Source organism: Rhizobium croatiense, assembly GCF_019793465.1.
Lineage (GTDB): Bacteria > Pseudomonadota > Alphaproteobacteria > Rhizobiales > Rhizobiaceae > Rhizobium > Rhizobium croatiense.
Genome location: NZ_JAILYJ010000012.1, coordinates 207,793 through 234,461 on the forward strand (window position 1 = coordinate 207,793; position 26,669 = coordinate 234,461).

Consider the following 26,669-nt stretch of genomic DNA (forward strand, 5'->3'; position numbering starts at 1 on the left):
CGAGCCCGTTCCTGAAAGCCCACGATTTCGGTAAAGCCGCGTGGCCAGCTCGGCATATGCAGCCTCCGCTGTTACAATTAGAGGGCCGCTCCCCGCTTGCTGCATCGCTTGACAGTGCGAGGTATGCAAAGGCCAACGAGCCGATCCCCGGTGTGGTCGCAAGCACCATTGTGCCAATCCGAGCCTCGATCGATATCGCCAAGCGTTGCGTCGTCTCGGAAGAGAGGAAGCGCGGCTCCAATTGAGCTAAGAACCCGAGCCAGCGCGCCCTCGGTCGTGGTAAGATGTCCAGCTCCCTGTATCGAAAGGGTGGGCTGAGAAATGGAGAGGCGTCTCGCCGCGATACTTTCCGCTGACGTGGTAGGCTATAGTCGTCTCATGGGAGTGGATGAAGGCGGCACGCTTGAGCGGTTGAAGGCCTGCCGTCGGGAGCTGGTCGATTCCGCCATCGAAGAGCACCATGGCCGGATTATCAAACTCATGGGTGACGGGGCACTGGTCGAGTTTGCTAGCGTTGTGGACGCGGTTCAATGCGCTGCCGTAATCCAGCGGGGAATGTCCGGCAGAGACCCGGGACTTCCCGCGGAACAGCGCATTCGGTTTCGCATCGGGATCAATCTCGGCGACATTATTGTTGAAGGCGATGACATCTATGGCGACGGCGTCAACATTGCCGCCCGTCTGCAGGGGATTGCTGAACCCGGCGGAATTTTCATCTCCGGTACCGCATTCGACCACGTCGCGCACAAGGTCGATGTCGGTTTCTCGGCGCTCGGCGAACATCGATTGAAAAACATAGCGGATCCGGTTCGCGTCTATTGCGTCCTGCTTGATCCAGCCCACACCGGCAAAGTCATCTTCTCCACCCGGGCAAGGCCCCGGGGTATGGCGCTGTTAGCGCTGGTAGGACTATTGATCGCCGCCGGTGCGACAGTCTTCGCCTGGCAATGGCCGCATAAACAACGCCCATCGATCGCGGTACTACCCTTCGCCAATTTGAGTGACCAAACCCAGGATTATTTTGCCGATGGCATCACCGACAACTTGATTACGGATCTCACCAGGTTGTCGAAATTTGATGTCATTTCCCAAAATTCCGTCTTTGCCTACAAGGATAAACCTCACGTGCTGGCGGACATACGCCGCGATCTCGGCGTGCGTTATCTCGTGGAGGGCAGTGTGCAGCGAATGGGCGACCTGATGCGCGTCAACGCGCAACTGGTCGACACCGAGAGCGGCGACCATCTGTGGGCCAATCGGTTTGATCGCAGTGGCGCCGATGTGTTTGCTGTGCAGGATTCGATGAGCCGTCAAATCGCTAATGCGCTCGGTCTGGAACTCTCCCCGTCCGAGGCAGAGCGAATTGCCCGTCCGCCGACCGCCAATCTCGAGGCATATGACTATTATCTGCGTGCCGAGCAGGCGGCCCGTACCGGACGCCGTTCTCGGATGCTGGAGGCATTGGCGCTATTTGACAAGGCCGAGGAACTCGACGGCGGCTTTGCCGAAGCCTTCGCGTCCGATGCGCACGCGACGGCCTATGTCTGGCGAAGCGCGTATGATGACGTCCTCCAGAGTGCCCTGGCGCGAAAAAGAACCTACGATAAGGCAAGTCGCGCACTCGCCCTCGATCCCGAACTGCCGTCGCCTTATGCGGTGCTCGCTATCATGCAGGTCGTGGACCGACGCTACGAGCAGGCGATCGCCTCCGCGCAGAAGGCCCTGTCAGTCGGCCCCGCCGACGCCGAGGCCCATATGGCGGCTGCATATGTTCAATTGATATCGGGCAATCACGCCGATGCCGCTGCGGCCGTCGAGAAGGCGCTCAGGATCGATCCGAACCCCTCCGCTGTCGACCGATATACGGCTGGCATGATTTTTTATCTGCAACGCGACTACGAGAGGGCGATAGACAGTTTCAAACGCGCGGGCTATGGCTCCCAAGGCAACGGCGAGTTCGTTACCGCCCTCGCCATGGCCTATGTCCGTGTCGGTCGCATTGATGAGGCTCGAGCGACTGTCGCTGAGGCTGAACGTCTTCTCGGGGGGCGTGACTGCCTCGCGTCCTGGCGGCTCGGCAATGCCCATTTCAGGGACGAGGATTTGGCATTTATCCTAGACGCGTTGCGCGAGGCTGGACTGCCGGAATGGCCGTTTGGTTTTCAGGGGAATGAGCAAAACCGGTTGAAGGGTGCCGAGATCACGGCCATAGTTATGGGCAAACTTCTGCGAGGAAAGACCGAGCCGTCCGAAAGCCCTGCGCTAATGCAGGTCCAACTGGACGGTAAGGCCGCATTCCGCTCGGCATCCCAGATGATGACCGAGAAGGTTTCTGTCAAAGGAGACCTGCTTTGCGAGCAAAGTGAAAACGCATTTGGCCGACCCGACTGCGGCCCGGTCTATAGACACCCAAACCCGGCCGACGAAACCAGCTATGCTTACGTAAATTCGACCAAGGTTTTTTATTTTTCGCCTGCCCAATAGAGTCTTGTTAATCGGTCAGTGATACTGATCGAGTTCGAGATCGGCCGAGACCTTCGGCCATTTGGCATCGGCCTTGGCCACAGTGTCTGCCGGATGCGCGGCAAAGTCCTCCGCATCCGCTTTGTCATACATCAGGTAAAGCTTGCCTTCGATGATCTTGAAGGCTTCCGGATCGATGTTGACCGTGACAGACCCGCCACTCACCTCGCCCGTGCAGTAGCCGCCGTATTGCGGCGCGTATCTAAGCGGTTCGCTCATAAACATCTCGCGATGTTTGGCATTTGCGAAATGCCAAGGCGTCCCCATCCATTCGTAGGAGATGTTTTCCGAACCTTTCGTCGCTTTGCCTTCGGTAAAGTAGGCGACAGTGTCGTATCCCATGATAGCGACGCCGCCGAAGTACCCCGTGTTTACCGAGTCGTCGGCCATGGCTGGCGATCCGCTGACAGCGTCTGCGACAGCTAGGCCGATCACTGCCAAAGATCGACCAATGCATTGTGTCCCGTTTCCAAAATGCATTTGCGCCTCCTGTTTTATTCGTGTATTTCCATGCACTTAGCGTAATTACCTGCGCCGAGAACGCTGGCCGGAGGGCACGACACACCATGTCGCTTGAAGAGACGGACGATATCGAAATTGCCTTTCCACATGGCCCTCGTGATTGGCGCGTAGCCGTGAACCTCGGCGTGGGTGACATCGGCCCCGTTGGCGAGGAAAAACTCCGCGAGGAGGACATGGTTCTCTTCGCCAGCAACCATGAGCGGCGTAACGCCTGCTTTGTTGGACGCATCATCGAGAATTGCTCCGTGATCTAGGAGCAGTTTGCTGATGGGTACGCTACCCGAAAATGCCGCAGCGTGAAGGGGCGTAAAGCCGCCTGAATTCCTTGCCATAACATCGGCATTTCTTTTTATTAACAACTCGGCAACGGCAAGCTGCTTGGCAAGCGCGGCGTTGATGAGTGGTGTTGCCTGGTCGGGAGTGCGGCTGTTGACATCGGCACCCGAGGCCAGAAATTGCTCCACGGCAACGGTGTTTCCTGCTGAAACGGCATCGAACAATAGATCACCCGCGGCCGCCGCGGTCGCTGAAAAAAACAACGCTACCGATGTAAGAAACCGGCGCATAGCTTCACCTTAATATTTACCGACAGAATAGCACGCCGTCGGCATGTAGGCTACCTAGCAGCTGCTTCAGCTGCAGCGGCGACCGCCACCGAAATTTCCGCTTCAAAGCTAAAACGCTTCAGCTTTCATGGAAGCGCAGGACCGCTCTAAGTTTTTGTTTTTACGCAATTCCGGACGGAAAACCGCTTCACACTTTTCCTGGAATTGCTGTGGCAGAAACGAAAGCGCTTTCTTGGCACCATTTCCTCGCACTCACCTCCCACCACTCACACCGCCACACTAAAATCCGCCGCCAGCACTGCATCCTTCAGCGCGCGCGAATAGGGATGCTGCGGATTGTCGAGCACCGTCCGCGCCTGGCCGCGTTCGACGATTTCGCCCTTGCGCATGATGATGATGTTGTCGCTGATGTAATAGGCGGTGGCGAGATCGTGGGTGATGTAGATGATCGAAAGGCCAAGCTCGTTTTTCAGGCGGCCGAACAGGTTGACAATCGCCATGCGCAGCGAGGCGTCGACCATGGAGACCGGCTCGTCGGCGACCAGCAGGCGGGGCTGCGGGATCAGCGCGCGGGCAATGGCGACGCGCTGAAGCTGGCCGCCGGAGAGTTCGTGGGGAAAGCGGCCCTTCACCTCTTCAAGGGTGAGGCCGACATGATGGAGGGCGGCGTCGGCCATCTTCTCCACCTCGCGCCGATCCGGCCGTTTTCCGCCGGCGGAGAAATTGCGGGCGGTCTCGAAGAGATAGCGGTCGACCCGCTTCAGCGGGTTGAAGGCTTCGAAGGGGTTCTGGAGAACCGGCTGCACCTCCTTCATGAAAGCCGTGCGTTCGGCTCGGCTGTGGATCGCGACGGTCTTGCCGGCAAATTGCAACTCGCCTTCCGTCGGCTCGGTCTGGCCGAGGATCATCGCCGCCACCGTCGATTTGCCCGAGCCGGATTCGCCGACGATCGAGAGGATCTCCGGCTCGTCGCCGAGTTCGAAGCTGACATCCCTGACCGCGGTGATCAGCCGCCGGCCGAGCAGGCCGCCCTGGCGGTAAACCTTGGTGACATGCGAGAGGCGAAGCAGAGCACTCAAACCGGATCTCCCGTAACTGCAAAACAGGCCACGCGCCGCCCAGGCTCGACGGTGACGAGTGGCGGCACCTTCTGCGAGCAGATATCCATGCGCTTCGGGCAGCGCGGGTGAAACCGGCAGCCTTCCGGCGGCATGGCGAGGTTCGGCGGGCGCCCCTCCAGCGACGGCCGCGTCGTGGGGTCGCCAATCTTCGGCAGGCTGCCGACCAGGTGCTGCGTATAGGGGTGGAGCGGCAGGCTGAAGAGCTTGGGCGTCGGCGCCTCCTCGACAAGCCGCCCGGCATAGACGATGCCGATGCGGTCGGAGACCGTCGCATGCACGCCCATATCATGGGTGACGAACAGGAAGGATGAGCCCATCTCGCGCTGGATCTCGCGGATCATCGTCAGCACGTCGCGCTGAACGATGACGTCGAGCGCGGTCGTCGGCTCATCGGCGATGATGAACTCCGGCGTCAGGATGGTGGCGAGCGCAATGGTCATGCGCTGGCGCATGCCGCCCGAGAGTTCGTGCGGATAGGCGTCGAGCAGCTGCGGATCGAGCTTCAGCCTTTGCAGGTGGGCGGCGACCTTCTCGAAGAAGATGCTCTTGCTCACCGTCATGTGGCGGAAGGCGAAATCGGTGAAGGAGTGGCGGATCCGGCGCACCGGATTGAGCACGTTCATCGAGCCCTGCATGATATAGGAGAGATGGCGCCAGCGCAGCGCTATGCGCTCCTCCGGCGTCATCGCATAGAGATCCTGGCTGCCGCCGCCAAAGTGGAATTTGACACTGCCCGAAACGACTCGGAGCGGCGGGCGGATCGCGCCGGCAATCGTCTTGATCAGCGTCGTCTTGCCGCTGCTCGATTCGCCGGCAACGCCATAGACCTCGCCGCGGCCGATCGTCAGGCTGATGTCGTCGACGGCCCGCACCTCACGATCGACACCAAAGAGGAAGGCGCGGTAATAGGCTTTCAGATTCTCGATTTCGACCAAAGGATCCATACTAACTTCCCATCCGGTTGAGCCGGCTGCGCGGATCATTGTATTCGTTCATCGACATCGACAGCAGGAAGAGCGCCAGGAAGAGAATGACGATGACGGCAACGGGGGCGGCCACCCACCACCATATGCCCGAGATCAGCGCCGAATGCGCGTTGGCCCAGTAGATCATCATGCCCATGGTCGGCGTCTCGATGTCGGTGAACCCCAGCACCGAGAGCGTGATCTCCATGCCGATAGACCAGATCATGTTGTTCATCGTCGTGGCGAAGACGATCGGCAGCACATAGGGCAGGTGCTCCTCGATGAGGATCTTGCGCATGGTCATGCCGGAATAAACGCTCTGGGTGGTAAAGGGCCTGGTCTTCAGGCCGATCGCTACCGAACGGATGAGGCGGGCGTCATAGGACCAGCCGAGCATGGCCATGATGACGATCAGCGCCGTCCAGGTCATGCTGTCCTTCAGCACGAAGTAGAAAAGGATCAGCAGCGGAAATTGCGGGATGACCATGACGCTGTCGTTGATCGCCATCAGCAGCCGGTCGACCGCGCCGCCGGCATAACCGGCGACGAGGCCGACGACCAGCGAGATAATGCGCGAGAGAATGGCGACGCCGATGCCGAAATAGAGCGTGTTGCGGAGAGCCGTCGTCAGCTGCCAGAAAACGTCCTGGCCGCGCGAGGTCGTGCCCAGCCAGTATTCGCCGTCCGGCGGCATGTCGGGCGGCAGGAGGTAGATGTCCGTCGCGCCATAGGGCGAGAAATAGGACAGGATGACCAGCCCGACGATGACCGCAAAGAGCAGCAGGCCGCAGAGGAATTCCATATTGTGGCGTGAGAGGTCGCGGATGATCGTAAACATGCTCTATTCCACCTTGATGCGCGGATCGATCAGCGGGCTCAGAATGTCGATGATGAAGACGGCGGCCGCAACGCCGACGATCGACAGGGCGCTGAGGCCGAGCACCAGGCTGTAGTCGCCGGCATGCACGGCCGAGATCAGCAGGTTGCCGATGCCGGGATAACCGAAGACGATTTCGGTGATGACAGTGCCGTTGAAGATCGCGCCGAGCGACATGGCAAGCCCGGTGAACTGCGGCACCATGGCGTTGCGGGCGATATAGGAGCGGAGAATCTTGTTCTTCGGCACTCCGCCGAGCTCGGCGAAGGTGACGTAATCATCGGTGATGATGTTGGAGACAAGCGCCCGCATGCCGATCAGCCAGCTGCCGGCTCCGACAAGGATCAGCGACAGGGCGGGCAGGATGGAATGTTCGAGGATGTCGAGGACCAGCGCGAAGGAGAGGTCCAGATTGGCGTTCATCTCGTAGCCGCCGGTGATCGGCAGCACCGGCCAGAGATAGCCGAAGATGATGAGAAGCACGAAGGCAAGGATATAATAGGGAATGGGAAGCAGCGCGATGAAGATGAGGCTGACGCCCTTCAGCACCATGTTCTTCCTGTAATAGCCGGCGAGCGCGCCGATCGCATTGCCGAGCACGAAGGTGATCAGCGTCGAGACCGTCATCAGCCCGATCGTCCAGGGCAGCGAGCGCAGGATGATTGTCGAAACGGGCGTGGGGAAGGCCGAGAGCGAGGGGCCGAGATCGCCTGTCGCAAGCCGCAGCCAGAATTTCAGATATTGCTGCCAGATCGTGCCTTCCATGCCGTAAAGCTCGCGAAGCGACTGGCGCATCAGCTCGATCGCGTTCGGGTCGGACTGACCCATCTGCGTGATGGCGCCTATGCTTTCTTCGACCGGATCGATCGGGGTCAGGTGGGTGACGAAGAAGGTGATCGTCACGCCGAGAAAGACGACGAGCAGAAACTGGCCGAACCGCTTCAGCACAAAGAGCAGATAGGACGTCATAAGGCGGAGGTTCCTCTCTAATTCCTTTCTGGAAAGGATCGACGAGCATGGCAGCGGGGCTCATGCCCGTCGATGAGGGGGCCGGCGCGATGGCTCACGCGCCGGCGTTGGGAGGGTTATTGCGGTTGAGCCGGCTTCAGCTTGACCATCATCAGCCTCGAATTCGCCCAGTTCGGCACGGGATCCGTATAGGGGTCCTTGATCGTCGGATAACCGGTCCAATAGGTCGTATCCATCGAGGTGAAGACGTTATAGGACATCAGCGGTATCGTCGGCATTTCACGGGCGACCAGCTTCAGATAATCCTTGCCGAGCTCCATGCCCTTCGGATCGTCGGGACCGATGGCTCGGATGCTCTCGATGATCTTGTCGAGCTCCGGATTGGACCAGCGCTGCCAGTTGCGCGGCGGCTGGTTTTCACCCTTCTTCGCCACGAACTGCGAGTGCCAGCTTTCGAGGAAGAAGGACAGGTCGGGATCGCCGCCCCAGGTCTCGACGCTCCAGGCGATCGCCACATCGAAATCGCCGGGCTGCAGCGCCGTCTGCCAAAGTTTCGCGACCGGCACGGCTTTGGCGTCGATGCCGAATGTGGCCCATTGCTGGGCGATCAGGGTTCCGGCCCGGGTGAAGACGGAGCGGGTATCGCCTTCGACAGACATACGGATCCGGAACGGCTGACCGTCAGGCGTCATCCACTTGCCGCCGGTTTTCTTGAATCCGGCCTTTTCAAGAAGCTCGGTCGCTGCCTGCGGATCCGGTTTCCACCAGCCATAGCCAAAGGCGTTGCTGATCGCCTGCGGGTCGCTCGGGATCTGATCCTTGAACTTCGGCTGCTTGCGCAGGATATCGGCAATCTGTTGTCCGATGGTCGGATCATAAGGCTTGATCTTGCGCTTGCCGGTATCGATTTCGAAATCCTTCAGCCAATCCTGCATCGGCGCCTGATAGTCCTTCATCGTTGCCGCCGTCGGCGGCACGCCGAGCGCGGAAAGCGTCGCCGCCCCACGGTAGCTCGCCATGTCGACGGCCTTGATGTCGATCAACAGGGCAAGCGCCCAGCGCACATCGGCCTTGTCGAAGGGCGGATTCTGGGTGTTGAAGATGACGGCCGGCAGCGTCGGATCCGGATGGGCGAAGGGGAAGCCCGGGAACCAGGTTTCGATTGTCTTCGACTTCTCCTTGAGGGTGAACATGCCCTCCGGCGTATTGTCGTGAATGATATCGAGATTGTGCTCAAGCTGAGCGATGGTGCGTTTATCCGGCGGGCCGGGATCGACATAGGTCACGTATTTCGGGCCCGGCTCGCCGAAGCGGGCAAGCGAGGTCCGTTGCCAGTCCTCACGCTTCTCCCAGGTATACCATTGGCCCTGGGGATCATAGCCCTTGAGCTTGTAGGCGCCGAGCGAGACCGGATTAGCGAAATCATAGCGGAGCGGATCCTCCACCTTTTCGAAGACATGCTTGGGCATGATCCAGGCGCCGTTCCAGCGCACCGTGAAGATCGAATGGAAACGCGAATTCGGCTTCTTCAGCTTGAACACGACGGTCTGGGGATCGGTCGCCTCGACGCTTGCCACCTGCACCGTGAAGGCCGCGCTCCAGACCATGCCGGGGTGGTCCATCTGCGTCTTGACGGTATAGACCACGTCGTCTGCCGTGAATTCGACGCCGTCGCTCCAGAAGAGCCCCTTGCGCAGTTTCACGGTCATTTCGGTGAAGTCGGCATTATATTGCGGCTTGTCGGCGGCGAGCGAATTGTCCCAGCTCGCGCCGCCAAGCCCTTGTTCCGGGTCGATATACCAGAGCGTATCCATGGTCAGCTGCTGCAGGCCTGTGGAAACACCGCCGCCGCCATTGACCCAGATGTTGAACCAGCCGGGATTCTTGATCGTCCCTTCCGGATTTTCGACGATGAGCGTCTCCTTGCGCGGCAAGGAGGTGTATTCCTGGGCTCCGGCCACTGCGGTCAGGCCGAACGTGGCCAGCACGAAGCCGAATGCAAACCTCTTCCACTTTTGCATGAACTCCTCCCTTGAAAGCGATCATGCCGCGGCCGCTGGGCACGCATGGGCATGTCGCGGTTGTCGGTTCGCAGAAGCCTCGGAACTTCCATGTCTTCGGCGAACCATCCCTCCGGCTCGTCTGCCTCCTCGCAGTCGAGCCGAATTCTCAGCCGGGCCGATTGGCCTGCCCGGCGACTGTCACACCGACAGCCGGATGACGTTATAGGACAGCGGTTTCAGCGCCGCCCGCACCCGTCCGTCTTCAACCCTTGCGCTCTCGACCTTGGCGGGCACGACCGTTTCCGGCCGCCGCGCCGTATTGACGGCTTCGAGATCGCCATGGCTCATTTCCACCTGCTCGATCAGCCGGGCGCCGCCAAAGCCTTCCAGCCGCACGTCGAGATCGAGCACTGTGTCCGGATGGCGGTTGACGGCAAAGAAGGTCAGGCTCCTGCCATCCTCGGAATGGACGGCCGAGACGTCGAGATAGGGAACCTCGTTCTCCTCGTCGCTGTCATAGGTCGGGCCATCGACGACCAGCTGCAGCGCCGAGCCGCGGCCATAGCGGGAGGCGTAGTAGAAGGGGTAATAGATCGTCTGGCGCCAGGCAGCCCCGCCGTCCTCAGTCATGATAGGGGCGATGACGTTGACGAGCTGGGCGATGCAGGCGATACGCACCCGGTCGGAGCGGCGGATGAAGGTGTTCAGAATGCCACCGACCTGCAGCACGTCCTCGAAATTATAGACGTCTTCGAGCAGATGCGGCGCATTCGGCCACTCGTCACGCGCCAGGATCTCCTTGTCCTGCTGGTTGGAATGATACCAGACGTTCCATTCATCGAAGGAAATGCCGATCGTCTTCTTCGAGCGCTTTTTCGCCTTGATGTAGTCGATCACGCCGCCGATCGTGGTGATGTAGCGATCGAGCTTGGTCGCGCGGGCGAGATAGTTCAGCGTGTTCTTCTCGCGGTTGGCGAAATACATATGCAGCGAGATATAGTCGGCGCTGTCGTAGCACTGCTCAAGGACTTGGGCCTCCCAATCGGGATAGGTTTTCATATCGGAATTGGACGAGCCGCAGACCACGAGTTCGAGCGACTTGTCGAAGCCGCGCATCGCCTTGGCCGTCTCGTCCGCCAGCCGGCCATATTCATAGGCCGATTTGTGACCGACCTGCCAAGGGCCGTCCATCTCGTTGCCGAGGCACCACAATTTGACATCGTGCGGATTGGACCAGCCGTGCTTGCGGCGCAGATCCGACCAGTAGGTGCCGCCGGGATGATTGCAATATTCGAGGAAATTGCGGGCGGCATCGAGGCCGCGGGAGCCGAGGTTGACGGCAAGCATCGGTTTGGTGTTCGCCTTCTTGCACCAGTCGACGAATTCGTTGACGCCGATCTGATTGGCTTCGCGGGTGCGCCAGGCAAGGTCGAGACGAACAGGGCGCTCCGAACGCGGGCCGACGCCGTCTTCCCAATTATAGGCCGAGACGAAGTTGCCGCCGGGATAACGGCAGTAGGGCGTGTCGAGATCACGGACGAGATCGAGAACATCGCGGCGAAAGCCGTCTTCATCGGCTGTCGGATGTCCGGGCTCGTAGATGCCCCCGTAGATCGCTCTGCCGAGATGCTCGAGGAATGAACTGTAGAGCCTGGCGTCAATGGTCGCGATGCGGAAATCGCGGTGGGCAACGACATTCGTCTTCAACGGATCCTCCCGTTTATGTATCAGGAATTTTGTTTTCTTGCCTGTAACTTGATATCAGGAATGTCGTTCTGTCAACCGAGTTGAATCTTTTGTCATACTAATTCATTTTTCGGCAAAAACAGCGTAATTACAAAATGTTATCGTATTTCATCAACCACGAAATCGCAAAGTAGCCAACGTTTTTAAATCAAAATTTCCGATATTGATTGATTACACATGGAGCCGCATGATGATGTCGCGGCCGTGATTTCCGAAGCCGCGGCCGAAAATGTTGACGCCGCCGGTATGGCCGGCATTCTCGGCGATGCCGACGCGCAGCCGGATCGAGGAATGCTGGCCGAGCGCCAGATCGCCGAGCGTGACATTCGATGCGGCGACACCGTCGATGAAGGTGCCGCGCGTCGATATGCGCCAGGTCTTCATCATCCCATATTGCGAGCCTTCCAGCTTCCACCAGGCGGGCGTGAAGGCGCCGCGCTTGTCGCCGTAATCGCCGGGCGAGGTCCAGGTGCCGATCGCCATGCCGTTGACCCAGAGAGTGATATCCGAGGGCCAGTCCGGATTGGTGCCAGGCACTTCCGAGGATAATTCCAAGGAGAACTCGATGGCACGGATATCCTTGTTCAACACCTTGGCATTGTTGGGGAATTTATACTCGACATAGCCCCGGCCGAACCAGACGAGCCCGGCCTGCATCCGCTGTGGGTCAAGGAAATAGTCGGGCACGTCGAGGGGGCCTATGACGCTCTCGGTGGAACAAAGGCCGCATGGCGCATGGACGTCGCAACTGGTATACAAGCCGACCGGCATCTCGACTTCGATAATATTGTTTGCCCGTTGCGCCGCGCTTTCCTCGAAGCTGATCAGGATCTCGCTGTAGATCGCCGAGCAGATCTTCTGGTTCCCCTTCCGCGCTTTTGCCAATTGCGAGTCGACAAGCCGTGCGTCTTCCAAAATCTGAATCCCGGTGGCGACCGTAGATTGGGGGAGGGACAAAGCGCGCGCGATATCGTTGATATTCATCGGCCCCTTGGCGCAGAGCAGCTTGAGAATCTCGATCCGCGCCGGGGCAGAAAGTGCGCGGATCGCCTCACTGTTCTCGCCGGCGGCAATCGTCAAAAACGAACGTTCCATCATTCCCCCAATGATTCCGATGAAATGATGTATATCGGAAATTATGATACATCAAGTGGGAACGGCGGCGCCGACAGTGATTACCCGTGTAGGTCTGCAACTCTACGCGCGGAGGGTTAGCGGTTTTCTCACGGATTAATGATTTGCAAGCCAATTCCCTCGAAATCGGACAGGTTGCGCGTTGCTAGTGAAGCACTGCGGTGCGGGTGTGAGCACTCCGAAATGACGTTGGTATCGAGAATGGTCACGCGTCAAAGTCCGGCGCGTCCCGGATCGGCTGCCGGGGCGGAATTTCGAGCTCAATTCCGCCGACCGATTGCAGGCGGGCGCGGATAGTATCGGCGAGATTGCGTGCCACCGGCTCGGTGGTCGCAAGTGCCGTACGCAGAATATCGCGTGCTTCGCCTTCCATTGAACGGCCATGCGTCGCGGCGCGGACGCGCAGCCGCTGCTTCAATCCCTCATCGAGATTGCGGATCGTCATGCTGGCCATGCCTCCATTCATCAATGACAGCATATAAATCAGTGATTGCAGGTTCAACGGCCAGCGGATGCGTTTCCGTTCTCAGGCGGTCAGCCCCGCAGAAAGGGCAGGGCGCGGGTCAATGCCCTCCGACCGGGGCCGCGTCCTCGCTTGCACCGTCACCGGTGCAAGAGCGGCCGCAATGCGGCCTGTGTTTCCTTCAGCAGCTTGAGATAGCGGTCCTTCATCTCCGCCGCCGGGACGAGGGCGGCCGGCGCGCCGATATTGATTGCCGCGACCGTTTCGCCGCGGTCGTTCTCCACAGGAACGGCGATCGAGCAGAGGCCGATCTCCAGCTCCTGATCGATGACGGCATAGCCGTCCGCGCGCACGCGCCGGAATTCGGCAATGAGTTCCTCAGGATCGGTCTTGGTATTCGCAGTATTTTGCCTCAGCTCGCTGCGGGCAAGGATGGCGCGGGCCTCGCTTTCGGGAAGGGCTGCGAGCAGCACGCGACCCATCGAGGCGCAATAGGCCGGCAGGCGGCTGCCCGGGGTGAGATTGATCGACATGACCCGGCGCTGCGAGGCCCGGGCGACATAGACGATTTCGATGCCGTCGAGCACGGAGGCCGAAGCGCTCTGGCCGGCGCGTTCCGAGAGATGATCGAGGTGCGGCTGCAAGAGCGCCGGCAGCGGCGTCGCTGAGAGATAGGCATGGCCGAGCCGCAGGATCTTCGGCGTCAGTGTGAAGAACTTGCCGTCATAATCGGCATAGCCGAGTTCGGCGAGCGTCAGCAGCGAGCGGCGCACGGTGGCGCGGTCGAGCGCCGTCAGCTTCGAGGCCTCGGCGATCGAAAGCCGCTGCCGCGTCTCGCCGAAGGCTTCGATGACTTTCAGACCGCGGGCAAAGCCGCTGACGAAATCCGTTTCGCGCATGTGGGGGCTCCTGTGGTTGGGGCTTGGCTAAGTAAATTTGTATCGCTCCGCCCTTCGCTTGCGCTTCGGGCATTCGTCGCTGCAATCGATTCACTGGATCGATTGCTCGGGCAACGCCTGACCGCCCCTCATTGTGCGATATATGAACAAATGTCAAATAACGCACAAAATATCTTGCGGTATGCCCCTGCCGCGCTTTATCTCTGAACAGGAGACGGGATGGCGAGCTGCCCACCCGATCGAGCCAAGGAGAATCCGGCATGGACAAGTCAGTCGGGAGCGCGGCGGAGGCCGTCTCCGAGATCGGTGACGGCGCGACCGTCATGATCGGCGGTTTCGGCGGTTCGGGCGCGCCGATTGAATTGATCCACGCCCTGATCGACAAGGGCTGCAAGGGTCTGACCGTCATCAACAACAATGCCGGCAACGGCCGCATCGGCATCGCGGCGATGATCGATGCCGGCATGGTCAGAAAGATGATCTGCTCGTTCCCGCGCTCGTCGGATCCGCGCGCCTTTACGGACAAATATCTGGCCGGCGAAATCGAGCTCGAACTGGTGCCGCAGGGAACGCTGGCCGAGCGCATCCGCGCTGGCGGGGCCGGCATTCCGGCCTTTTACACGCCGACGGCCTATGGCACCGAACTCGCCGAGGGCAAGGTTATCGCCGAATTCGACGGCCGCCACTATGTGCAGGAACGCTGGCTGAAGGCCGATTTCGCCATCGTCAAGGCTGCGGTCGGCGACATACACGGCAACCTCACCTACAACAAGGCCGGCCGCAACTTCAATCCGCTAATGTGCATGGCGGCAGCGAAGACCATCGTCCAGGTCTCATCGATCGTGCCGGCCGGCGGCATCGATCCCGAACATGTGGTGACCCCCGGCATCTTCGTCGACCGCGTCGTTGCCGTTGCCAATCCCCAGCAGGAAGAAGAGCTCATTCGAGCCGGAGTGGCCTACGTATGACCGTCGATAACAGTCCCATCAATACCCGGGAAGACATCAAGCTTTCCAATGCGCAGATCGCCTGGCGCGCTGCGCAGGATATCGCCGACGGCGCCTATGTGAACCTCGGAATCGGCTTTCCCGAAATGGTCGCCCGCTATCAGCCGCCCGGCCGTGAAGCGATCTTCCACACCGAAAACGGCATCCTGAATTTCGGCGAGCCGCCGGCGGACGGTGAAGAAGACTGGGACCTGATCAATGCCGGCAAGAAGGCGGTGACGCTGAAGCCGGGTGCGGCCTTCTTCCACCACGCCGACAGTTTCGCCATGGTGCGCGGCGGCCATCTCGACGTCGCCATCCTCGGCGCCTATCAGGTCGCGCAGAACGGTGATCTCGCCAACTGGCGGGTGGGCAGCAAGGGCGTGCCTGCTGTCGGCGGCGCCATGGATCTCGTGCACGGCGCCAAGCAGGTCTGCGTCATCACTGAGCATGTCACCAAGACGGGCGAGCCGAAGCTGGTGGAGAAATGCACCTTCCCGCTGACCGGTGTCGCCTGCATTACCCGCGTTTACACAAGCCACGCCGTCATCGACATCGTCGAAGGGCGTTTTGTCCTGCGCGAGAAGCTGGCCGCGATGTCTGAGGAGGAATTGCAGGCGATGACCGGTGCGCCGCTCTATGTCGACGGACCGGTTACCGATCTCGTCGTTCCGAAACTCTAAAGGAAAAGCCATGACCGAAGCCTTTATCTGCGACTATATCAGGACGCCGATCGGCCGCTTCGCCGGCTCGCTCTCGCAGGTGCGCGCCGACGATCTCGGCGCCATCCCGCTGAAGGCGCTGATGCAGCGCAACGACGACGTCGACTGGGAAGCCGTCGACGACGTGATCTTCGGCTGCGCCAACCAGGCGGGTGAGGACAACCGCAATGTCGCGCGCATGTCGGCGCTCCTGGCCGGCCTGCCGATCGCCGTGCCGGGCACGACGATCAACCGGCTGTGCGGCTCCGGCATGGATGCGGTGATCACGGCCGCACGCGCCATCCGCGCCGGCGAGGCCGAACTGATGATCGCCGGCGGCGTCGAAAGCATGTCGCGCGCGCCTTTCGTCATGCCGAAGGCCGAGACGGCCTTTTCACGGGCGGCGGAAATTCACGACACCACGATCGGCTGGCGTTTCGTCAACCCTGTGATGAAGAAACAATACGGCGTTGATTCCATGCCGGAGACCGGCGAGAACGTCGCCGCGGACTATCATGTCAGCCGCGAGGACCAGGATGCCTTTGCGGTGCGCAGCCAGGCCAAGGCCGCCGCCGCCCAGGCGAGCGGCCGGCTGGCGAAGGAGATCGCCCCGGTGACCATCCCGCAGCGTAAGGGCGATCCCGTCGTCGTCGACAAGGACGAGCATCCGCGCGCGACGACGATGGAAGCGCTGGCGAAACTCGCGACGCCCTTCAAGAAAGAGGGGGGCACGGTCACCGCAGGCAATGCCTCCGGCGTCAATGATGGCGCGGCGGCACTGATCGTCGCTTCGGAAGCGGCGGCGCGAAAATACGGCCTGACGCCGATCGCCCGCATCCTCGGCGGCGCCTCCGCCGCCGTTCCGCCACGTGTCATGGGCGTCGGGCCGATCCCGGCCTCGCGCAAGCTGATGGCCCGGCTTAGAATGAGCCAGGAACAGTTCGACGTCATCGAACTCAATGAAGCCTTTGCCAGCCAGGGCCTGGCGGTGCTGCGCACGCTCGGCATTGCTGATGACGACGAGCGGGTCAACCGCAATGGTGGCGCCATTGCGCTCGGTCATCCCTTGGGCATGTCGGGCGCCCGCATTACCGGCACAGCGGCGCTGGAGCTTGCGGAAGCCCGCGGAAAATACTCGCTGTCGACGATGTGCATCGGCGTCGGGCAAGGGATCGCCATCGCACTGGAAAGGGTTTGAGGGCGCGGTACGTCAGATCCCGAGAGACCGCCACATCCCCAACTCCCGGCGCTCCAGCGCCATACCCACCTTATCACAGGCGCAGATCCTGGGACCGGATGTCCCATTTGGCCGATGCATCAGGGCAGAATGGTAGCAGGAGAGCCAGGGTACTCGCCGGGGCCGCGTATGACACTCCGCGCGGCGTCTCAGCCCTCTAACACTCTTTCATGACGCTCGCGTAATGAGTTGAAGACGCTTCCGGGCAGCCTTAGTTTCGCATCTTCGAAAAAACGCCGGTTCAACGCGTCGAAGTCTGCATCCGGATCGGCCGTAAGCAAGGCGATCTCGTCAAAGAAATCCAGTTCGGAGTCCGAAAGCGTTGAATTTGGTGCGGGTTGTGCACCCCACACGTCCCAGGGCAGGACTTCGCGACCGTTGAGGGTGGCGAGGTCGCGGATCAGGTTACCGGCGACGAACCACAGACCACGAAGCTGCGCGAACTCGATGCCGAACAAGTTCGGATCGAGTTCTCCGCGCCGGCATCTGCGCCAGGCGTCGGACGCGGTCAAGAACTGGTCGCGTGGAACGTCATGGATGTCGAAGCCAATTCCGAGCTTGCGGATGAAAACCTGGTCGAGCTGGCTGTCCAACAGCGCCCAGCGTCCATCACTTGCTTTCCAGTATTCGCCGACCCAGTGATCTTCGAATTTGCCGGGGTTAAAGTAGGCGCCGAAGCCTCCCCGGCCTCGAGCGGGAACGCCGTGGTGGCGAAGGATTGCGATGGACAGTAACATGTAGTGGCGGCAAATGCCGACCAGGCGCTTCCCGGGCGCCCGGGCACAGGAGAGCGGACGATCGTCAAGCGCCAGCAACGCATCAACCATCTTCTCGATCGGGCGGATATGGCTTTCGGCGCGGCGGGCGTCGGGAACCTTGTAACCATAGAGTGGTTCTGCGGCGTGTTCGTAGATCAGCAGAGCCTGCACCGTGCGGGCGACCCCCGATGGATCGGACGGCAGCATTTCGAGGAGTGCGGAATGGCGCCCGGGCGAGCTGAAGAGTGAATGCTTCGTATAATGTTGAAGCTTGCGATGCTGAGCGCGGTCGTTGTGCTCGCAATGGTTGGAAAGGATTTTGACATTCATATTACAACCTCCTGCGGGGCCAGATGCCGGTTCGCCTGTTCTGCCACAGCGTTCAATCGGGTGTTTGATCCGCGTTGCGGAGATTTGAGCGCTGGTTCGTCCGCCCGCGGTGCATCTCAGGCGAGCATCGCGGCATCACGGCACCGGAGCTTTCGGGAGCCGCGAGAAAGTCGCAGGCGGCGCTGTGGATCTGCGCCAGGCAGGCGATAGCAATTGCACTCGCGGACTCGAAAAAGGTCTGAGGCTGGTTACGCGTGGGGCTTCCGGCACGTGCCGGCAGATCCGGGTCGGTTGCGCGCCAGATCAGGCTTCTGTAGAAATCGGGCATGCTGATCCGACCCGCAAATAACGACGACCGAAGCGCCATCTGGAGGATCATCGGCCCGACAATCCGCGCCGGTGAGACCTATGCGCTGGATCGAGATCTCTCCGAAGGTGATGCGCTGGCCTACTGGATGGGACCGGACCGCGAGACCTTCGTCGCCGAAGAGGATGGCGTCATCCTCGGCACCTATTATATCAAGGCCAATCAGGCCGGCGGCGGGCGCCATGTCTGCAATTGCGGCTATATGACCGATGCCGCGGCGGCTGGCCGTGGCGTCGCCCGCCGCATGCACGAGCATTCGCTGGAGCATGCCCGCGTCCGCGGCTTTCGGGCCATGCAGTTCAATTTCGTCGTCAGCAGTAATCGCCGCGCCGTCGAGCTGTGGCAATCTCTCGGCTTCGACATCGTCGGCCGGCTTCCCGGCGTCTTCCTCCATCCGACCGACGGTTATGTCGACGCACTGGTGATGTTCCGCACCCTGTAGAATTGTACGGAAAAAACATGTGAGGGCGGTGTCGAAATCGCAGCGCTTCAAACGTCATTGATCGTAGGCGAGATGCGGCAAGCCGGCCGCAGCTTCGCGATCACTGTCGGCATGGAGGTTGGAAGCATGAGTGTTCCCTATCGTTGGGTCATCGTCGCCGTCGGCGCTTTGATGTCCTGTGTGGCAATCGGCGCAATGTTCTCGCTGGCGATTTTCCAGGAGCCGATCGCGAGCGCGACCGGCTGGTCGCATGTCGGCATTGCCAGCGCGATGACGCTGAATTTCATCGTCATGGGCTTCGGCGGTTTCCTCTGGGGCGCGGCCAGTGACCGCTTCGGGCCGCGCATCGTGGTGATGATCGGATCCGTGCTGCTCGGTCTGGCGCTGGTACTGGCGAGCCGCGCCGAAACGCTCATTCAATTCCAGCTGACCTACGGACTCCTGGTCGGATTGGCCGCCAGCGCCTTCTTCGCGCCGATGATCGCGGCGACGACCGCTTGGTTCGACGAGAACCGCGGCCTTGCCGTGTCGCTGGTCTCCGCCGGCATGGGCGTCGCGCCGATGACGATCTCGCCTTTCGCGCGCTGGCTGATCTCGGCCTATGACTGGCGGCCGGCCATGTTGATCATCGGCATCGCGACCTGGGTGCTGCTGGTGCCGGCGGCTATGCTGGTCAGGCGTCCGCCTGTCGAGAGCGTCGATGCGGGAAGCGAATTTGCCGCCGAAGGCGCCCGGCCACAGCTGTCGAAAGTCTTCCGCTCGCCGCAATTCATCGTGCTCGGCCTCACCTTCTTTGCCTGCTGTGCGGCCCATTCCGGCCCGATCTTCCACATGGTGAACTATGCGACGATCTGCGGCGTCGCACCGATGGCTGCCGTCAGCATCTATAGCGTCGAAGGCCTGGCGGGGCTGGGCGGTCGGCTGCTCTATGGCAGCCTCGCCGACAGGCTCGGGGTAAAGCCGGTCTTGGTCGCCGGCCTCACGGTGCAGGCGGCAGCGCTTGCGACCTATCTCTTCGTCAGCGAATTGACCGAATTCTACGCGCTCGCCATCGTCTTCGGCAGCGCCTATGGCGGGGTGATGCCGCTCTATGCGGTGTTGGCGCGGGAGTATTTCGGCCAGCGCATCATCGGTACCGTGCTTGGCGCGGCGACGATGCTTTCCAGCCTCGGCATGGCCTTCGGTCCTCTTATCGGCGGCTGGATCTTCGATACTTTTGCCAATTATTCCTGGCTGTTCATCGGCTCGGCGATGGTCGGTCTCGGAGCGGCGGCAATCGCCCTTGCCTTCCCGCCTCTCGCCCGCCAAAAGTCGCAGCCGGCCTTCGGCGTGTCTTCGTGAGGCAAACCCCAAGGCTTCTCTGCGGCGCTGCGGTTGTAAGGGCTCGAACGCTACGAGAAATCCGACACGAAACCGTCCATTGTCGTGTTCAGCCGCCCGAGGATCGTCAGCAGAATCTGCTGCTTGCGGGCGCGCCGCGCCGCAGCAGAGGTCATGTCGGCATCGAAGATCGCCGAGAAGGTGGCGCGGTTGGAAACATTGAAGAAGCAGAGGCCGCTCAACGTCATATGGATTTCCATCGGCGTGACGACCTGATGGAAGAGCTCCTTCTGGTATCCGAGGCGCAGGCATTGATCGATGCGTTGCAGGATCGGCCGGTGCAGCTCCCCGACCAGCGACGAGGCCGTTAAGTATTTCGCCTCGTTGAGGTTTTCACTGACAATCAACTTGACATATGTGGGGTGATCGAAGTGAAAATCGAAGCAGAAATCCACGAGGTTCTTCAGCGACTGGCGGGGATCGTCCTCGCCGAGATTGACCTTCGCCTCCGCGACGCGGATGCGCGCATAGGCATTTTCGAGCACGGCGACGTAGAGCTTCGCCTTCGAATTGAAGTAGTAGTAGATCATCCGCTTGCTGCGGCGGGTCTTCTGCGCAATGCTGTCGATCGTCGTACCGGCGTAACCCCGCCGGGCAAATTGATCCTCCGCCGCTTCGAGAATGTCGGCGCGGGTCTGGTCGGGATCGTTGGTGCGCTGCTGCCGCTGATATTTTTGCGTCGCTTGCGACTTGGCGGATTTAGCTCCACTTTCAGCCATGGTTCCTCACTGACCAGCCACATGTAATCGCCCTTATCGCGACCTTTGGCCTGCTTTGCAAGCATGGTCGTTCTCGAACATTCTCACAACCCTTCAACAGCCGTATCGCCGGTCGACACTGGGACTTCCTTCCCTTTGCGTTTGGGAAAATATGTACTAGTTCGAACATTTTTGAAGCGACAATATTGGTAGAAAAATAGAAAAAATATGAGAGTTGAATTTCCATGGCTGCAGCCGCTTTTATGTTAAATGGATGAATTTGCACATTATATAGATTGGAGATGGGAATAAATCGGAGGAGTTGACAGATATTCGATCATTTGGCTATCTTTGCACCAATATGAACATTTGTCGGAGGCGCTTGGAACGGAGAAGGCGCCTACGGCTGCGGGGAGGGGCTCACAGTGAGCTATCAATTCGATTTCAGCGTGATTTTCGACGCCTGGCCCCGGCTTCTCTATGGATGCTGGTTGACGCTTGCGATCTCCACCAAGGCGATGGCGATGGGCTTTGCCATCGGCCTTGTCTGCGCAACCTTGCGCCGGACCGGGTTCGGGCCGTTCGTCTGGCTGGTGAAGGGTTTCATCGAGATCATCCGCAATACCCCCTTTCCGGTGCAGGCCTTCTTCATCTATCTCGGCCTGCCGTCGATCGGCATCAGGCTGGCGCCCGACACGGCCGCTGTCGTCGCCCTCGGTCTCAACGGCGGCGCCTATGCGGCTGAGATCATCCGCGGCGGGGTGGAATCGATTCATAAGGGCCAGGTCGAGGCCGGTCGCGCACTCGGCCTGAACGGTTTCCAGGTGTTCCGCCACATCATCCTCAGGCCGGCGCTGCGCGTCAGCTTTCCTGCACTTGCGAGCCAGTTCATCCTGTTGATGCTCACCTCCAGCGTCGTCGCCTCGATATCGGCGATGGAGCTGGCCAGCATCGGTCAAGAGCTGGAATCGGCGACCTTTCGCAGTTTCGAAGTCTACCTGACCCTGACCGGTCTTTATCTCGGGATGTCCGCCATGCTGACGGGACTGTTCTCCGTGATCGAGCGCGGCCTTCTCTCCTATCCGACGCGGTGACGGCCATGGTTCAGACACTCGGCCTCAACCAGATCGTCATCTTGCTCGAAGCGTTCCACTGGACGATCCTGCTCGCAGCCATCGCCTTCGTCTGCGGCGCCATCGGAGGGCTCTGCATTGCCCTGATCCGCACCGCACCGTTCCCGCCACTGCGAGGCACGGCGGCGGCGTTCATCATCATCTTTCAGGGCACACCACTGCTGATGCAGCTCTTCGTGATCTATTACGGCCTGCCATTGGTCGGCATCACGGTGAACGCCTGGATCGCCGTTGCCGCCGGCCTGACGCTGCATGCGAGCGCCTATCTGGGCGAGATCTGGCGCAGCACCATCATGGCGCTGCCGAAGGGACAGGAGGAGGCGGCCAAGGCGCTTGGGCTCGGATATCGAACCCGCATCGTCTACGTCATCCTGCCGCAGGCGCTGCGGATTTCGCTGCCGAGCACGGTCGGTTTCCTGGTGCAACTGGTCAAAGGCACGTCTCTTGCCGCCATCATCGGCTTTACCGAGCTGACTCGTGCCGGGCAGATCGTGTCCAACGCGACCTATCAGCCGCTCATCGTCTTCGGTCTCGTCGGCGCGCTCTACTTCGCGCTGTGTTGGCCGCTGTCGCACTTCAGTTTCCAACTGGAAAAACGCTTTGCGAGCGCTCGCTAGCGCGCGCAGGGAACAACGCTAAAGGGCAAGGAGGAAGCCTAATGATGAAGAAGTCCAATCTGTTGAGGAAAGCCTGGGGGGCTGTGGGGGCAGTCGGTTTCGGCTTTTTCGTCGCATTCGGTGGGGGCAGCGCCGATGCGCAGAGCTTTGCGGAACTGAAGGCCAACGGCAAGATCGTGATCGGCATTCAGGGTGAGAACCCGCCATGGGGGTTCGTCGACGAAAGCAATCAGAGCGCTGGCTTCGATGCCGATTTCGCCAAGCTTCTCGGTGAGGAGATCGGAGTGCCGGTCGAGTTCAATCGCGTCGCCGTCGCCAACCGCATCCCGACATTGATGACCAACAAGGTCGATGCGCTGATTGCCGTGATGGGCATGTATCCCGATCGCGCCAAGGTGGTGCAGTTCACCAAGCCCTATTCGGCGATCGACATCATGCTGCTCGCCAAGCCGGAGACAAACATCAAGGCGCCGGCCGACCTCAAGGGCTTGCGGATAGCCGTTGCCCGCTCTTCCGCACAGGATACGCAAGTGACCAAGAACGCTCCCGAAGGCGCGACGATCCAACGCTTCGATGACGATGCTACCGCCATCCAGGCCTTTCTTTCCGGTCAGGTCGATGCGCTCGGTGCCAACAACACGTACTTCCTCAGCATCGCCAAAATCGCGCCGGACTTCAAATTCGAAAAGAAACTGCAGTTCAACCGGCAATATAACGGTATCTCCGTGCGTCCCGGCCAAAAGCAGTTCGTCGAGGAGCTGAACGCCTTCATCGACAAGGTGCGCGCCGACGGCCGCCTCGAGAAAATCTACCAAAAATGGCTTGGCCAGGACGTGCCCGACTTCCCGGACTCGCTGCCTGATATTCCCTTCACCGTTCAATAACAAAGCCGACGGAGGAAGACGCCGTGAATACGATGGCGAAAATTTCGGAGAATGCCATTGCCGATCCGATGATCGTCATGGAAGAGGTGGACAAGTATTACGGCGCCTTCCATGCTCTCAAAAGTATCAACCTGACGGTGAAGCAGGGCGAGAAAGTCGTTCTCTGCGGGCCGTCTGGGTCGGGCAAATCGACTCTCATCCGTTGCATCAACTATCTCGAGAACTTCGCCAGCGGACGGGTCGTCGTCGACGGCATCGAGTTAAAGTCAGGCGCCTCGATCGACGCCATCCGTCGTGAGGTCGGCATGGTCTTCCAGCAGTTCAATCTCTTCCCCCATATGACGGTATTGAGGAACTGCATGCTTGCGCCGATGAAAGTGCGCGGAATGAAAGCGCCGCAAGCAGAAGAGATCGCGCGCGCCTATCTGGAGCGCGTGCGCATCTCGGATCAGGTGCACAAATATCCGGCGCAGCTTTCCGGCGGCCAGCAGCAGCGCGTGGCGATCGCCCGCGCGCTCTGCATGGATCCAAAGGTGATGCTCTTCGACGAGCCGACCTCGGCGCTCGATCCCGAAATGGTCAAGGAGGTGCTCGACACCATGATCTCACTCGCCGGCGAAGGGCGAACGATGATCTGCGTTACCCACGAAATGGGTTTTGCCCGCGCCGTCGCCGATCGCGTGATCTTCATGGCGAATGGCGAGATCATCGAGGAGGCGCCACCCGAGGAATTCTTCACCGCACCTAGGAACGAGCGCACGCGTGCTTTTCTCGGACAGATTCTCGGGCACTGAAAGCGGGAAGAGAATAATGCCAATCGATTACGGTGTTCACACCTTCGGCTTCGTCTGGGACGCGACGGCGGTCGATGCCATCGCCAGGCTGGCGGATCAGGGTTTTAGGAAATTCCAGCTGCTTGCCAGTGATCCGCATTTCAATATCCGTCATCACGGTTCGACGGACTGGATCGCGCTCAGGAACGGCATCGCCGCTACTGGCGGAAAGCTGGTCGCGCTCGACCTGCCGGTCGGCGACTATAATCTCGCCAGCCCTTTGCCCGATGTGACGGAGTTTGCTGTCGGCGCCTATGGTAGAGCAATCGAAGCAGCCGCCTTTCTCGGCAGCCGCTATGTCACGGTGAGTTCAGGGCGCAAACACGCGCTCATCGCCGCGACACCGGGCGTGCTGGAAGATATCGTCGCTGACTGCCTCGTCCGGCTGGCCGACCACGCCGCCGCCTGCGGAATCCGTCTTCTCTTCGAAAACCACCCGATCGGTGTCTTCCCGGATGCGGCCTCGATCCGATCGGTGCTCGACCGCTGCGGCCGGGACAATGTCGACGTCGTCTATGACGTCGCCAATGCCCGGGCGATCGGCGAGGATCCGTCCGCCGGCCTGGAAATGCTGAAGGACCGGGTTCGCGTCGTCCACCTCTCGGATGCCGACCACGGCAAATGGCAGCACGCGCCGATCGGCTCGGGACAGATCGACTTCCGGCCGATCCTGAAGACCATCGAAGATCTTCGCTTCGACGGCGACGTGGTCATCGAAATCATCTCGGAAAATCCGTTGGCGGACGCGGTCGCCTCTCGCACCCGCCTGCAAACCCTCTTGTGACTGAAACGGAATAGTTGAAAGCATGGCAAATATTTCCATCGGCATCATCGGCGCAGGCCTGATCGGCCGTAAGCATATCAAGCAGATCATCGAACATCCCGATTTCGACCTTGCCGGCATCGCTGACGTCAACCGCGACAGCGTCTCCGCGCAATATCCGGATATTGCGGTGTTCAAGGATTACAAGTCGTTGCTCGACGAGGCGCGCCCGCAGGCCGTCATCATTGCTTCGCCCAATCAGAGCCATGCGGCCATCGGCATCGAATGTGCGCGCCTCGGCATCGATATACTGATCGAAAAACCGGTCACAGATACGCTCGCAAGTGCAGCCGATCTGCTCCTGGAAATTCGCGCAAACAATGTCCGGACACTTGTCGGTCACCATCGCCGCCATCATGACCAGGTTAAGACGCTGAGACGCCTTCTGAGTGAAGGGTTGATCGGCAACCTTGTCGGCGTCTCGGCCATCTGGGCCGCTTACAAGCCCGATGATTACTTCCGGATCGCGCCCTGGCGCACTCAGCCTGGCGGCGGACCGATCCTGATCAACCTCATTCACGAGATCGATTTCCTGCGTTACACGGCAGGTGAGATCCGCGGTGTCAGCGCCATCTCCTCAAGCCGCCAAAGACAATTTCCCGTCGAGGATACCGCCGGCGCCCTGTTCGAGTTCGATGGAGGATGCATCGGCACGTTCTTTGCGAGCGACAGCGCGGTTTCGCCCTGGACGACCGAGCAGGGCGTCGGCGAAGCGGTCGAATTTCCGTTCAGCGGAGAGAGCAGCTACCGCTTTGTCGGCAGTCGCGGCTCGCTGGAATTTCCGAGCCTGGTCCATTGGGAGCAGGCAGAAGGCGGCCAGAACTGGAACGAGCCGGTCCGGTCCCAGCGGCTTTTCGCAAGCTTCATCGATCCCTATCGCGCGCAGCTCGATCATTTTCGTGATGTCGTTCGCGGCGAGGCGGAGTCTCTGCTCACAGTCGAGGACGGCGCGCGTACGCTGATTGCGACGCTTGCGGTGGCGGAGGCAGCGGTATCGGGAACTCGCATCGATCTCCAAGATCGTTACGAGGCGCTCGCTGCCGCAAAATTCCCGCCGACGTCGCAACACACAAATCCAAAGAAAGCATCCTGACATGAAGCCGATCTTCGTTTTGAACGGTTCCAACCTCAATCTGCTGGGCCAACGCGAACCGCATATCTACGGCAGCACGACGCTCGCCGATATCGAAACCATCTGCCATGCGAGCTCTGCAGGCCGAAAGCATGGAGTCGTCTTCCGGCAATCCAACCACGAGGGCGAGCTGATCGAGTGGATCCACGAGGCCCGCAGTTCCGCTGACGCGATCGTCATCAATGCCGGCGCCTATACTCATACATCTCTTGCGATCCATGACGCGCTGAAAACCTTCGAAGGCCCGATCATCGAGCTGCACATCACCAATGTTCATCGGCGCGAGAGTTTTCGTCACCACTCCTACATTTCCTTCGCAGCGACCGGTGTGATCTGCGGCCTTGGGCCGGATGGTTATGAGTTGGCACTCGAGGCGGCCTCGCGGCTCGTCGCCAAGACCATGACGACCTAACAACTATCGCAAGGATCACTTCGATGAAGACCTCGATTGCGACCGTTTCATTGAGCGGCGACCTCAGCGACAAGCTGGAGGCGATCGCCAAGGCCGGCTTCGACGGGGTGGAGATTTTCGAGAATGATTTCCTGATCTTCGACGAGAG

26 protein-coding genes are annotated in these 26,669 nt (G+C 60.3%); 13 read left to right on the plus strand and 13 right to left on the minus strand.

Annotation, left to right across the window (positions count from 1 at the left end):
• The first annotated feature begins 321 nt into the window (after positions 1 to 321).
• Positions 322 to 2,484: a tetratricopeptide repeat protein gene (locus K6M89_RS20305; RefSeq protein ID WP_222140725.1), complete on the plus strand. Its 2,163-nt coding sequence runs from the start codon at positions 322 to 324 to the stop codon at positions 2,482 to 2,484.
• A gap of 15 nt (positions 2,485 to 2,499) precedes the next feature.
• Here the strand turns inward: K6M89_RS20305 and K6M89_RS20310 are convergent, their stop codons facing one another.
• The 11 genes from K6M89_RS20310 to K6M89_RS20360 form a co-directional block, all read right to left on the minus strand.
• On the minus strand, positions 2,500 to 3,003 hold the full coding sequence (locus K6M89_RS20310; RefSeq protein WP_222140726.1) for a YHS domain-containing (seleno)protein: 504 nt from the start codon (positions 3,001 to 3,003) through the stop codon (positions 2,500 to 2,502).
• Positions 3,004 to 3,017: 14 nt separating this feature from the next.
• Positions 3,018 to 3,611 carry an ankyrin repeat domain-containing protein gene (locus K6M89_RS20315; RefSeq protein WP_222140727.1) on the minus strand — a complete coding sequence of 198 codons (594 nt, stop codon included), beginning with the start codon at positions 3,609 to 3,611 and terminating at the stop codon, positions 3,018 to 3,020.
• Positions 3,612 to 3,877: 266 nt separating this feature from the next.
• Positions 3,878 to 4,690 carry an ABC transporter ATP-binding protein gene (locus K6M89_RS20320; RefSeq protein ID WP_222140728.1) on the minus strand — a complete coding sequence of 271 codons (813 nt, stop codon included), beginning with the start codon at positions 4,688 to 4,690 and terminating at the stop codon, positions 3,878 to 3,880.
• The gene (locus tag K6M89_RS20325) at positions 4,687 to 5,676 is read right to left on the minus strand and encodes an ABC transporter ATP-binding protein (RefSeq protein WP_222140729.1); all 990 of its coding nucleotides are present in this window, start codon (positions 5,674 to 5,676) and stop codon (positions 4,687 to 4,689) included. Before K6M89_RS20325 ends, K6M89_RS20320 begins: the two co-directional genes overlap by 4 nt.
• Before the next feature lies 1 nt (position 5,677).
• The gene (locus K6M89_RS20330) at positions 5,678 to 6,535 is read right to left on the minus strand and encodes an ABC transporter permease (protein ID WP_222140730.1); all 858 of its coding nucleotides are present in this window, start codon (positions 6,533 to 6,535) and stop codon (positions 5,678 to 5,680) included.
• A gap of 3 nt (positions 6,536 to 6,538) precedes the next feature.
• Positions 6,539 to 7,543 carry an ABC transporter permease gene (locus K6M89_RS20335; protein WP_222140731.1) on the minus strand — a complete coding sequence of 335 codons (1,005 nt, stop codon included), beginning with the start codon at positions 7,541 to 7,543 and terminating at the stop codon, positions 6,539 to 6,541.
• Positions 7,544 to 7,659: 116 nt separating this feature from the next.
• Complete coding sequence (locus tag K6M89_RS20340; protein WP_222140732.1) at positions 7,660 to 9,564, minus strand: ABC transporter substrate-binding protein; 1,905 nt, start codon at positions 9,562 to 9,564, stop codon at positions 7,660 to 7,662.
• A 180-nt stretch (positions 9,565 to 9,744) separates the two neighbouring features.
• Positions 9,745 to 11,253 (minus strand): arabinosylfuranosidase ArfA, encoded by a 1,509-nt coding sequence (arfA, locus tag K6M89_RS20345; protein WP_222140733.1) that lies wholly within the window; start codon positions 11,251 to 11,253, stop codon positions 9,745 to 9,747.
• A 210-nt stretch (positions 11,254 to 11,463) separates the two neighbouring features.
• Complete coding sequence (locus K6M89_RS20350) at positions 11,464 to 12,390, minus strand: ArsR/SmtB family transcription factor (protein WP_222140734.1); 927 nt, start codon at positions 12,388 to 12,390, stop codon at positions 11,464 to 11,466.
• A gap of 241 nt (positions 12,391 to 12,631) precedes the next feature.
• Positions 12,632 to 12,880: a FitA-like ribbon-helix-helix domain-containing protein gene (locus K6M89_RS20355; RefSeq protein WP_222140735.1), complete on the minus strand. Its 249-nt coding sequence runs from the start codon at positions 12,878 to 12,880 to the stop codon at positions 12,632 to 12,634.
• A gap of 149 nt (positions 12,881 to 13,029) precedes the next feature.
• Positions 13,030 to 13,788, minus strand: coding sequence for an IclR family transcriptional regulator domain-containing protein (locus K6M89_RS20360; RefSeq protein WP_097584493.1), 759 nt, complete (start codon positions 13,786 to 13,788; stop codon positions 13,030 to 13,032).
• Positions 13,789 to 14,048: 260 nt separating this feature from the next.
• On the opposite strand from K6M89_RS20360, the gene K6M89_RS20365 reads away from it, so the two are divergent.
• From K6M89_RS20365 to pcaF, 3 genes are read left to right on the plus strand one after another with little or no spacing between them, the layout of a single operon-like run.
• Positions 14,049 to 14,756, plus strand: a complete 708-nt coding sequence (locus K6M89_RS20365) for a 3-oxoacid CoA-transferase subunit A (protein WP_222140736.1) — start codon at positions 14,049 to 14,051, stop codon at positions 14,754 to 14,756.
• Entirely contained in the window at positions 14,753 to 15,457 is a 705-nt protein-coding gene (locus tag K6M89_RS20370) for a CoA transferase subunit B (RefSeq protein ID WP_222140737.1), read from the plus strand. The genes K6M89_RS20365 and K6M89_RS20370 overlap by 4 nt, the downstream gene beginning before the upstream one ends.
• 10 nt (positions 15,458 to 15,467) lie before the next feature.
• Positions 15,468 to 16,673 carry a 3-oxoadipyl-CoA thiolase gene (gene pcaF, locus K6M89_RS20375; protein ID WP_222140738.1) on the plus strand — a complete coding sequence of 402 codons (1,206 nt, stop codon included), beginning with the start codon at positions 15,468 to 15,470 and terminating at the stop codon, positions 16,671 to 16,673.
• A 188-nt stretch (positions 16,674 to 16,861) separates the two neighbouring features.
• Here pcaF and K6M89_RS20380 read toward each other — a convergent pair whose 3' ends face one another.
• Positions 16,862 to 17,800: a transglutaminase-like domain-containing protein gene (locus K6M89_RS20380; RefSeq protein ID WP_222140739.1), complete on the minus strand. Its 939-nt coding sequence runs from the start codon at positions 17,798 to 17,800 to the stop codon at positions 16,862 to 16,864.
• Positions 17,801 to 18,126: 326 nt separating this feature from the next.
• Here K6M89_RS20380 and K6M89_RS20385 point away from each other — a divergent pair, with 326 nt between their 5' ends.
• Both K6M89_RS20385 and K6M89_RS20390 read left to right on the plus strand, forming a co-directional pair.
• Positions 18,127 to 18,609, plus strand: coding sequence for a GNAT family N-acetyltransferase (locus tag K6M89_RS20385; RefSeq protein ID WP_222140740.1), 483 nt, complete (start codon positions 18,127 to 18,129; stop codon positions 18,607 to 18,609).
• Positions 18,610 to 18,735: 126 nt separating this feature from the next.
• Positions 18,736 to 19,950, plus strand: a complete 1,215-nt coding sequence (locus K6M89_RS20390; RefSeq protein WP_222140741.1) for an MFS transporter — start codon at positions 18,736 to 18,738, stop codon at positions 19,948 to 19,950.
• 50 nt (positions 19,951 to 20,000) lie between these two features.
• Here K6M89_RS20390 and K6M89_RS20395 read toward each other — a convergent pair whose 3' ends face one another.
• Positions 20,001 to 20,708, minus strand: coding sequence for a TetR/AcrR family transcriptional regulator (locus tag K6M89_RS20395; RefSeq protein WP_222140742.1), 708 nt, complete (start codon positions 20,706 to 20,708; stop codon positions 20,001 to 20,003).
• Positions 20,709 to 21,112: 404 nt separating this feature from the next.
• On the opposite strand from K6M89_RS20395, the gene K6M89_RS20400 reads away from it, so the two are divergent.
• From K6M89_RS20400 to aroQ, 7 genes are read left to right on the plus strand one after another with little or no spacing between them, the layout of a single operon-like run.
• A complete protein-coding gene (locus K6M89_RS20400) occupies positions 21,113 to 21,781 on the plus strand; it encodes an amino acid ABC transporter permease (RefSeq protein ID WP_222140743.1) in 669 nt (222 codons plus the stop codon).
• A 5-nt stretch (positions 21,782 to 21,786) separates the two neighbouring features.
• Positions 21,787 to 22,437 carry an amino acid ABC transporter permease gene (locus K6M89_RS20405; RefSeq protein ID WP_222140744.1) on the plus strand — a complete coding sequence of 217 codons (651 nt, stop codon included), beginning with the start codon at positions 21,787 to 21,789 and terminating at the stop codon, positions 22,435 to 22,437.
• A gap of 44 nt (positions 22,438 to 22,481) precedes the next feature.
• The gene (locus K6M89_RS20410; RefSeq protein ID WP_222140745.1) at positions 22,482 to 23,321 is read left to right on the plus strand and encodes a transporter substrate-binding domain-containing protein; all 840 of its coding nucleotides are present in this window, start codon (positions 22,482 to 22,484) and stop codon (positions 23,319 to 23,321) included.
• 32 nt (positions 23,322 to 23,353) lie between these two features.
• Positions 23,354 to 24,115: an amino acid ABC transporter ATP-binding protein gene (locus tag K6M89_RS20415; protein WP_281428480.1), complete on the plus strand. Its 762-nt coding sequence runs from the start codon at positions 23,354 to 23,356 to the stop codon at positions 24,113 to 24,115.
• Between the two features lie 16 nt (positions 24,116 to 24,131).
• Positions 24,132 to 24,938 carry a sugar phosphate isomerase/epimerase family protein gene (locus K6M89_RS20420; RefSeq protein ID WP_222140746.1) on the plus strand — a complete coding sequence of 269 codons (807 nt, stop codon included), beginning with the start codon at positions 24,132 to 24,134 and terminating at the stop codon, positions 24,936 to 24,938.
• Between the two features lie 22 nt (positions 24,939 to 24,960).
• On the plus strand, positions 24,961 to 26,070 hold the full coding sequence (locus tag K6M89_RS20425) for a Gfo/Idh/MocA family protein (protein ID WP_222140747.1): 1,110 nt from the start codon (positions 24,961 to 24,963) through the stop codon (positions 26,068 to 26,070).
• Between the two features lies 1 nt (position 26,071).
• Positions 26,072 to 26,521, plus strand: a complete 450-nt coding sequence (gene aroQ, locus K6M89_RS20430) for a type II 3-dehydroquinate dehydratase (protein WP_222140748.1) — start codon at positions 26,072 to 26,074, stop codon at positions 26,519 to 26,521.
• Positions 26,522 to 26,669: the final 148 nt, after the last annotated feature.

Excerpts from the sequence above, each read along its gene's own strand:
- K6M89_RS20420 (WP_222140746.1), top strand. The coding sequence starts at position 24,132 with ATGCCAATCGATTACGGTGTTCACACCTTCGGCTTCGTCTGGGACGCG.
- K6M89_RS20415 (WP_281428480.1), top strand. The coding sequence starts at position 23,354 with ATGGCGAAAATTTCGGAGAATGCCATTGCCGATCCGATGATCGTCATG.
- K6M89_RS20380 (WP_222140739.1), bottom strand. The coding sequence starts at position 17,800 with ATGAATGTCAAAATCCTTTCCAACCATTGCGAGCACAACGACCGCGCT.
- K6M89_RS20365 (WP_222140736.1), top strand. The coding sequence starts at position 14,049 with ATGGACAAGTCAGTCGGGAGCGCGGCGGAGGCCGTCTCCGAGATCGGT.
- K6M89_RS20340 (WP_222140732.1), bottom strand. The coding sequence starts at position 9,564 with ATGCAAAAGTGGAAGAGGTTTGCATTCGGCTTCGTGCTGGCCACGTTC.
- aroQ (WP_222140748.1), top strand. The coding sequence starts at position 26,072 with ATGAAGCCGATCTTCGTTTTGAACGGTTCCAACCTCAATCTGCTGGGC.
- pcaF (WP_222140738.1), top strand. The coding sequence starts at position 15,468 with ATGACCGAAGCCTTTATCTGCGACTATATCAGGACGCCGATCGGCCGC.
- K6M89_RS20395 (WP_222140742.1), bottom strand. The coding sequence starts at position 20,708 with ATGGCTGAAAGTGGAGCTAAATCCGCCAAGTCGCAAGCGACGCAAAAA.
- K6M89_RS20315 (WP_222140727.1), bottom strand. The coding sequence starts at position 3,611 with ATGCGCCGGTTTCTTACATCGGTAGCGTTGTTTTTTTCAGCGACCGCG.
- K6M89_RS20370 (WP_222140737.1), top strand. The coding sequence starts at position 14,753 with ATGACCGTCGATAACAGTCCCATCAATACCCGGGAAGACATCAAGCTT.
- K6M89_RS20425 (WP_222140747.1), top strand. The coding sequence starts at position 24,961 with ATGGCAAATATTTCCATCGGCATCATCGGCGCAGGCCTGATCGGCCGT.
- K6M89_RS20405 (WP_222140744.1), top strand. The coding sequence starts at position 21,787 with ATGGTTCAGACACTCGGCCTCAACCAGATCGTCATCTTGCTCGAAGCG.
- K6M89_RS20350 (WP_222140734.1), bottom strand. The coding sequence starts at position 12,390 with ATGATGGAACGTTCGTTTTTGACGATTGCCGCCGGCGAGAACAGTGAG.
- K6M89_RS20410 (WP_222140745.1), top strand. The coding sequence starts at position 22,482 with ATGAAGAAGTCCAATCTGTTGAGGAAAGCCTGGGGGGCTGTGGGGGCA.
- K6M89_RS20325 (WP_222140729.1), bottom strand. The coding sequence starts at position 5,676 with ATGGATCCTTTGGTCGAAATCGAGAATCTGAAAGCCTATTACCGCGCC.
- K6M89_RS20390 (WP_222140741.1), top strand. The coding sequence starts at position 18,736 with ATGAGTGTTCCCTATCGTTGGGTCATCGTCGCCGTCGGCGCTTTGATG.
- K6M89_RS20310 (WP_222140726.1), bottom strand. The coding sequence starts at position 3,003 with ATGCATTTTGGAAACGGGACACAATGCATTGGTCGATCTTTGGCAGTG.
- K6M89_RS20360 (WP_097584493.1), bottom strand. The coding sequence starts at position 13,788 with ATGCGCGAAACGGATTTCGTCAGCGGCTTTGCCCGCGGTCTGAAAGTC.
- K6M89_RS20330 (WP_222140730.1), bottom strand. The coding sequence starts at position 6,535 with ATGTTTACGATCATCCGCGACCTCTCACGCCACAATATGGAATTCCTC.
- K6M89_RS20335 (WP_222140731.1), bottom strand. The coding sequence starts at position 7,543 with ATGACGTCCTATCTGCTCTTTGTGCTGAAGCGGTTCGGCCAGTTTCTG.
- K6M89_RS20385 (WP_222140740.1), top strand. The coding sequence starts at position 18,127 with ATGCTGATCCGACCCGCAAATAACGACGACCGAAGCGCCATCTGGAGG.
- K6M89_RS20355 (WP_222140735.1), bottom strand. The coding sequence starts at position 12,880 with ATGGCCAGCATGACGATCCGCAATCTCGATGAGGGATTGAAGCAGCGG.
- K6M89_RS20305 (WP_222140725.1), top strand. The coding sequence starts at position 322 with ATGGAGAGGCGTCTCGCCGCGATACTTTCCGCTGACGTGGTAGGCTAT.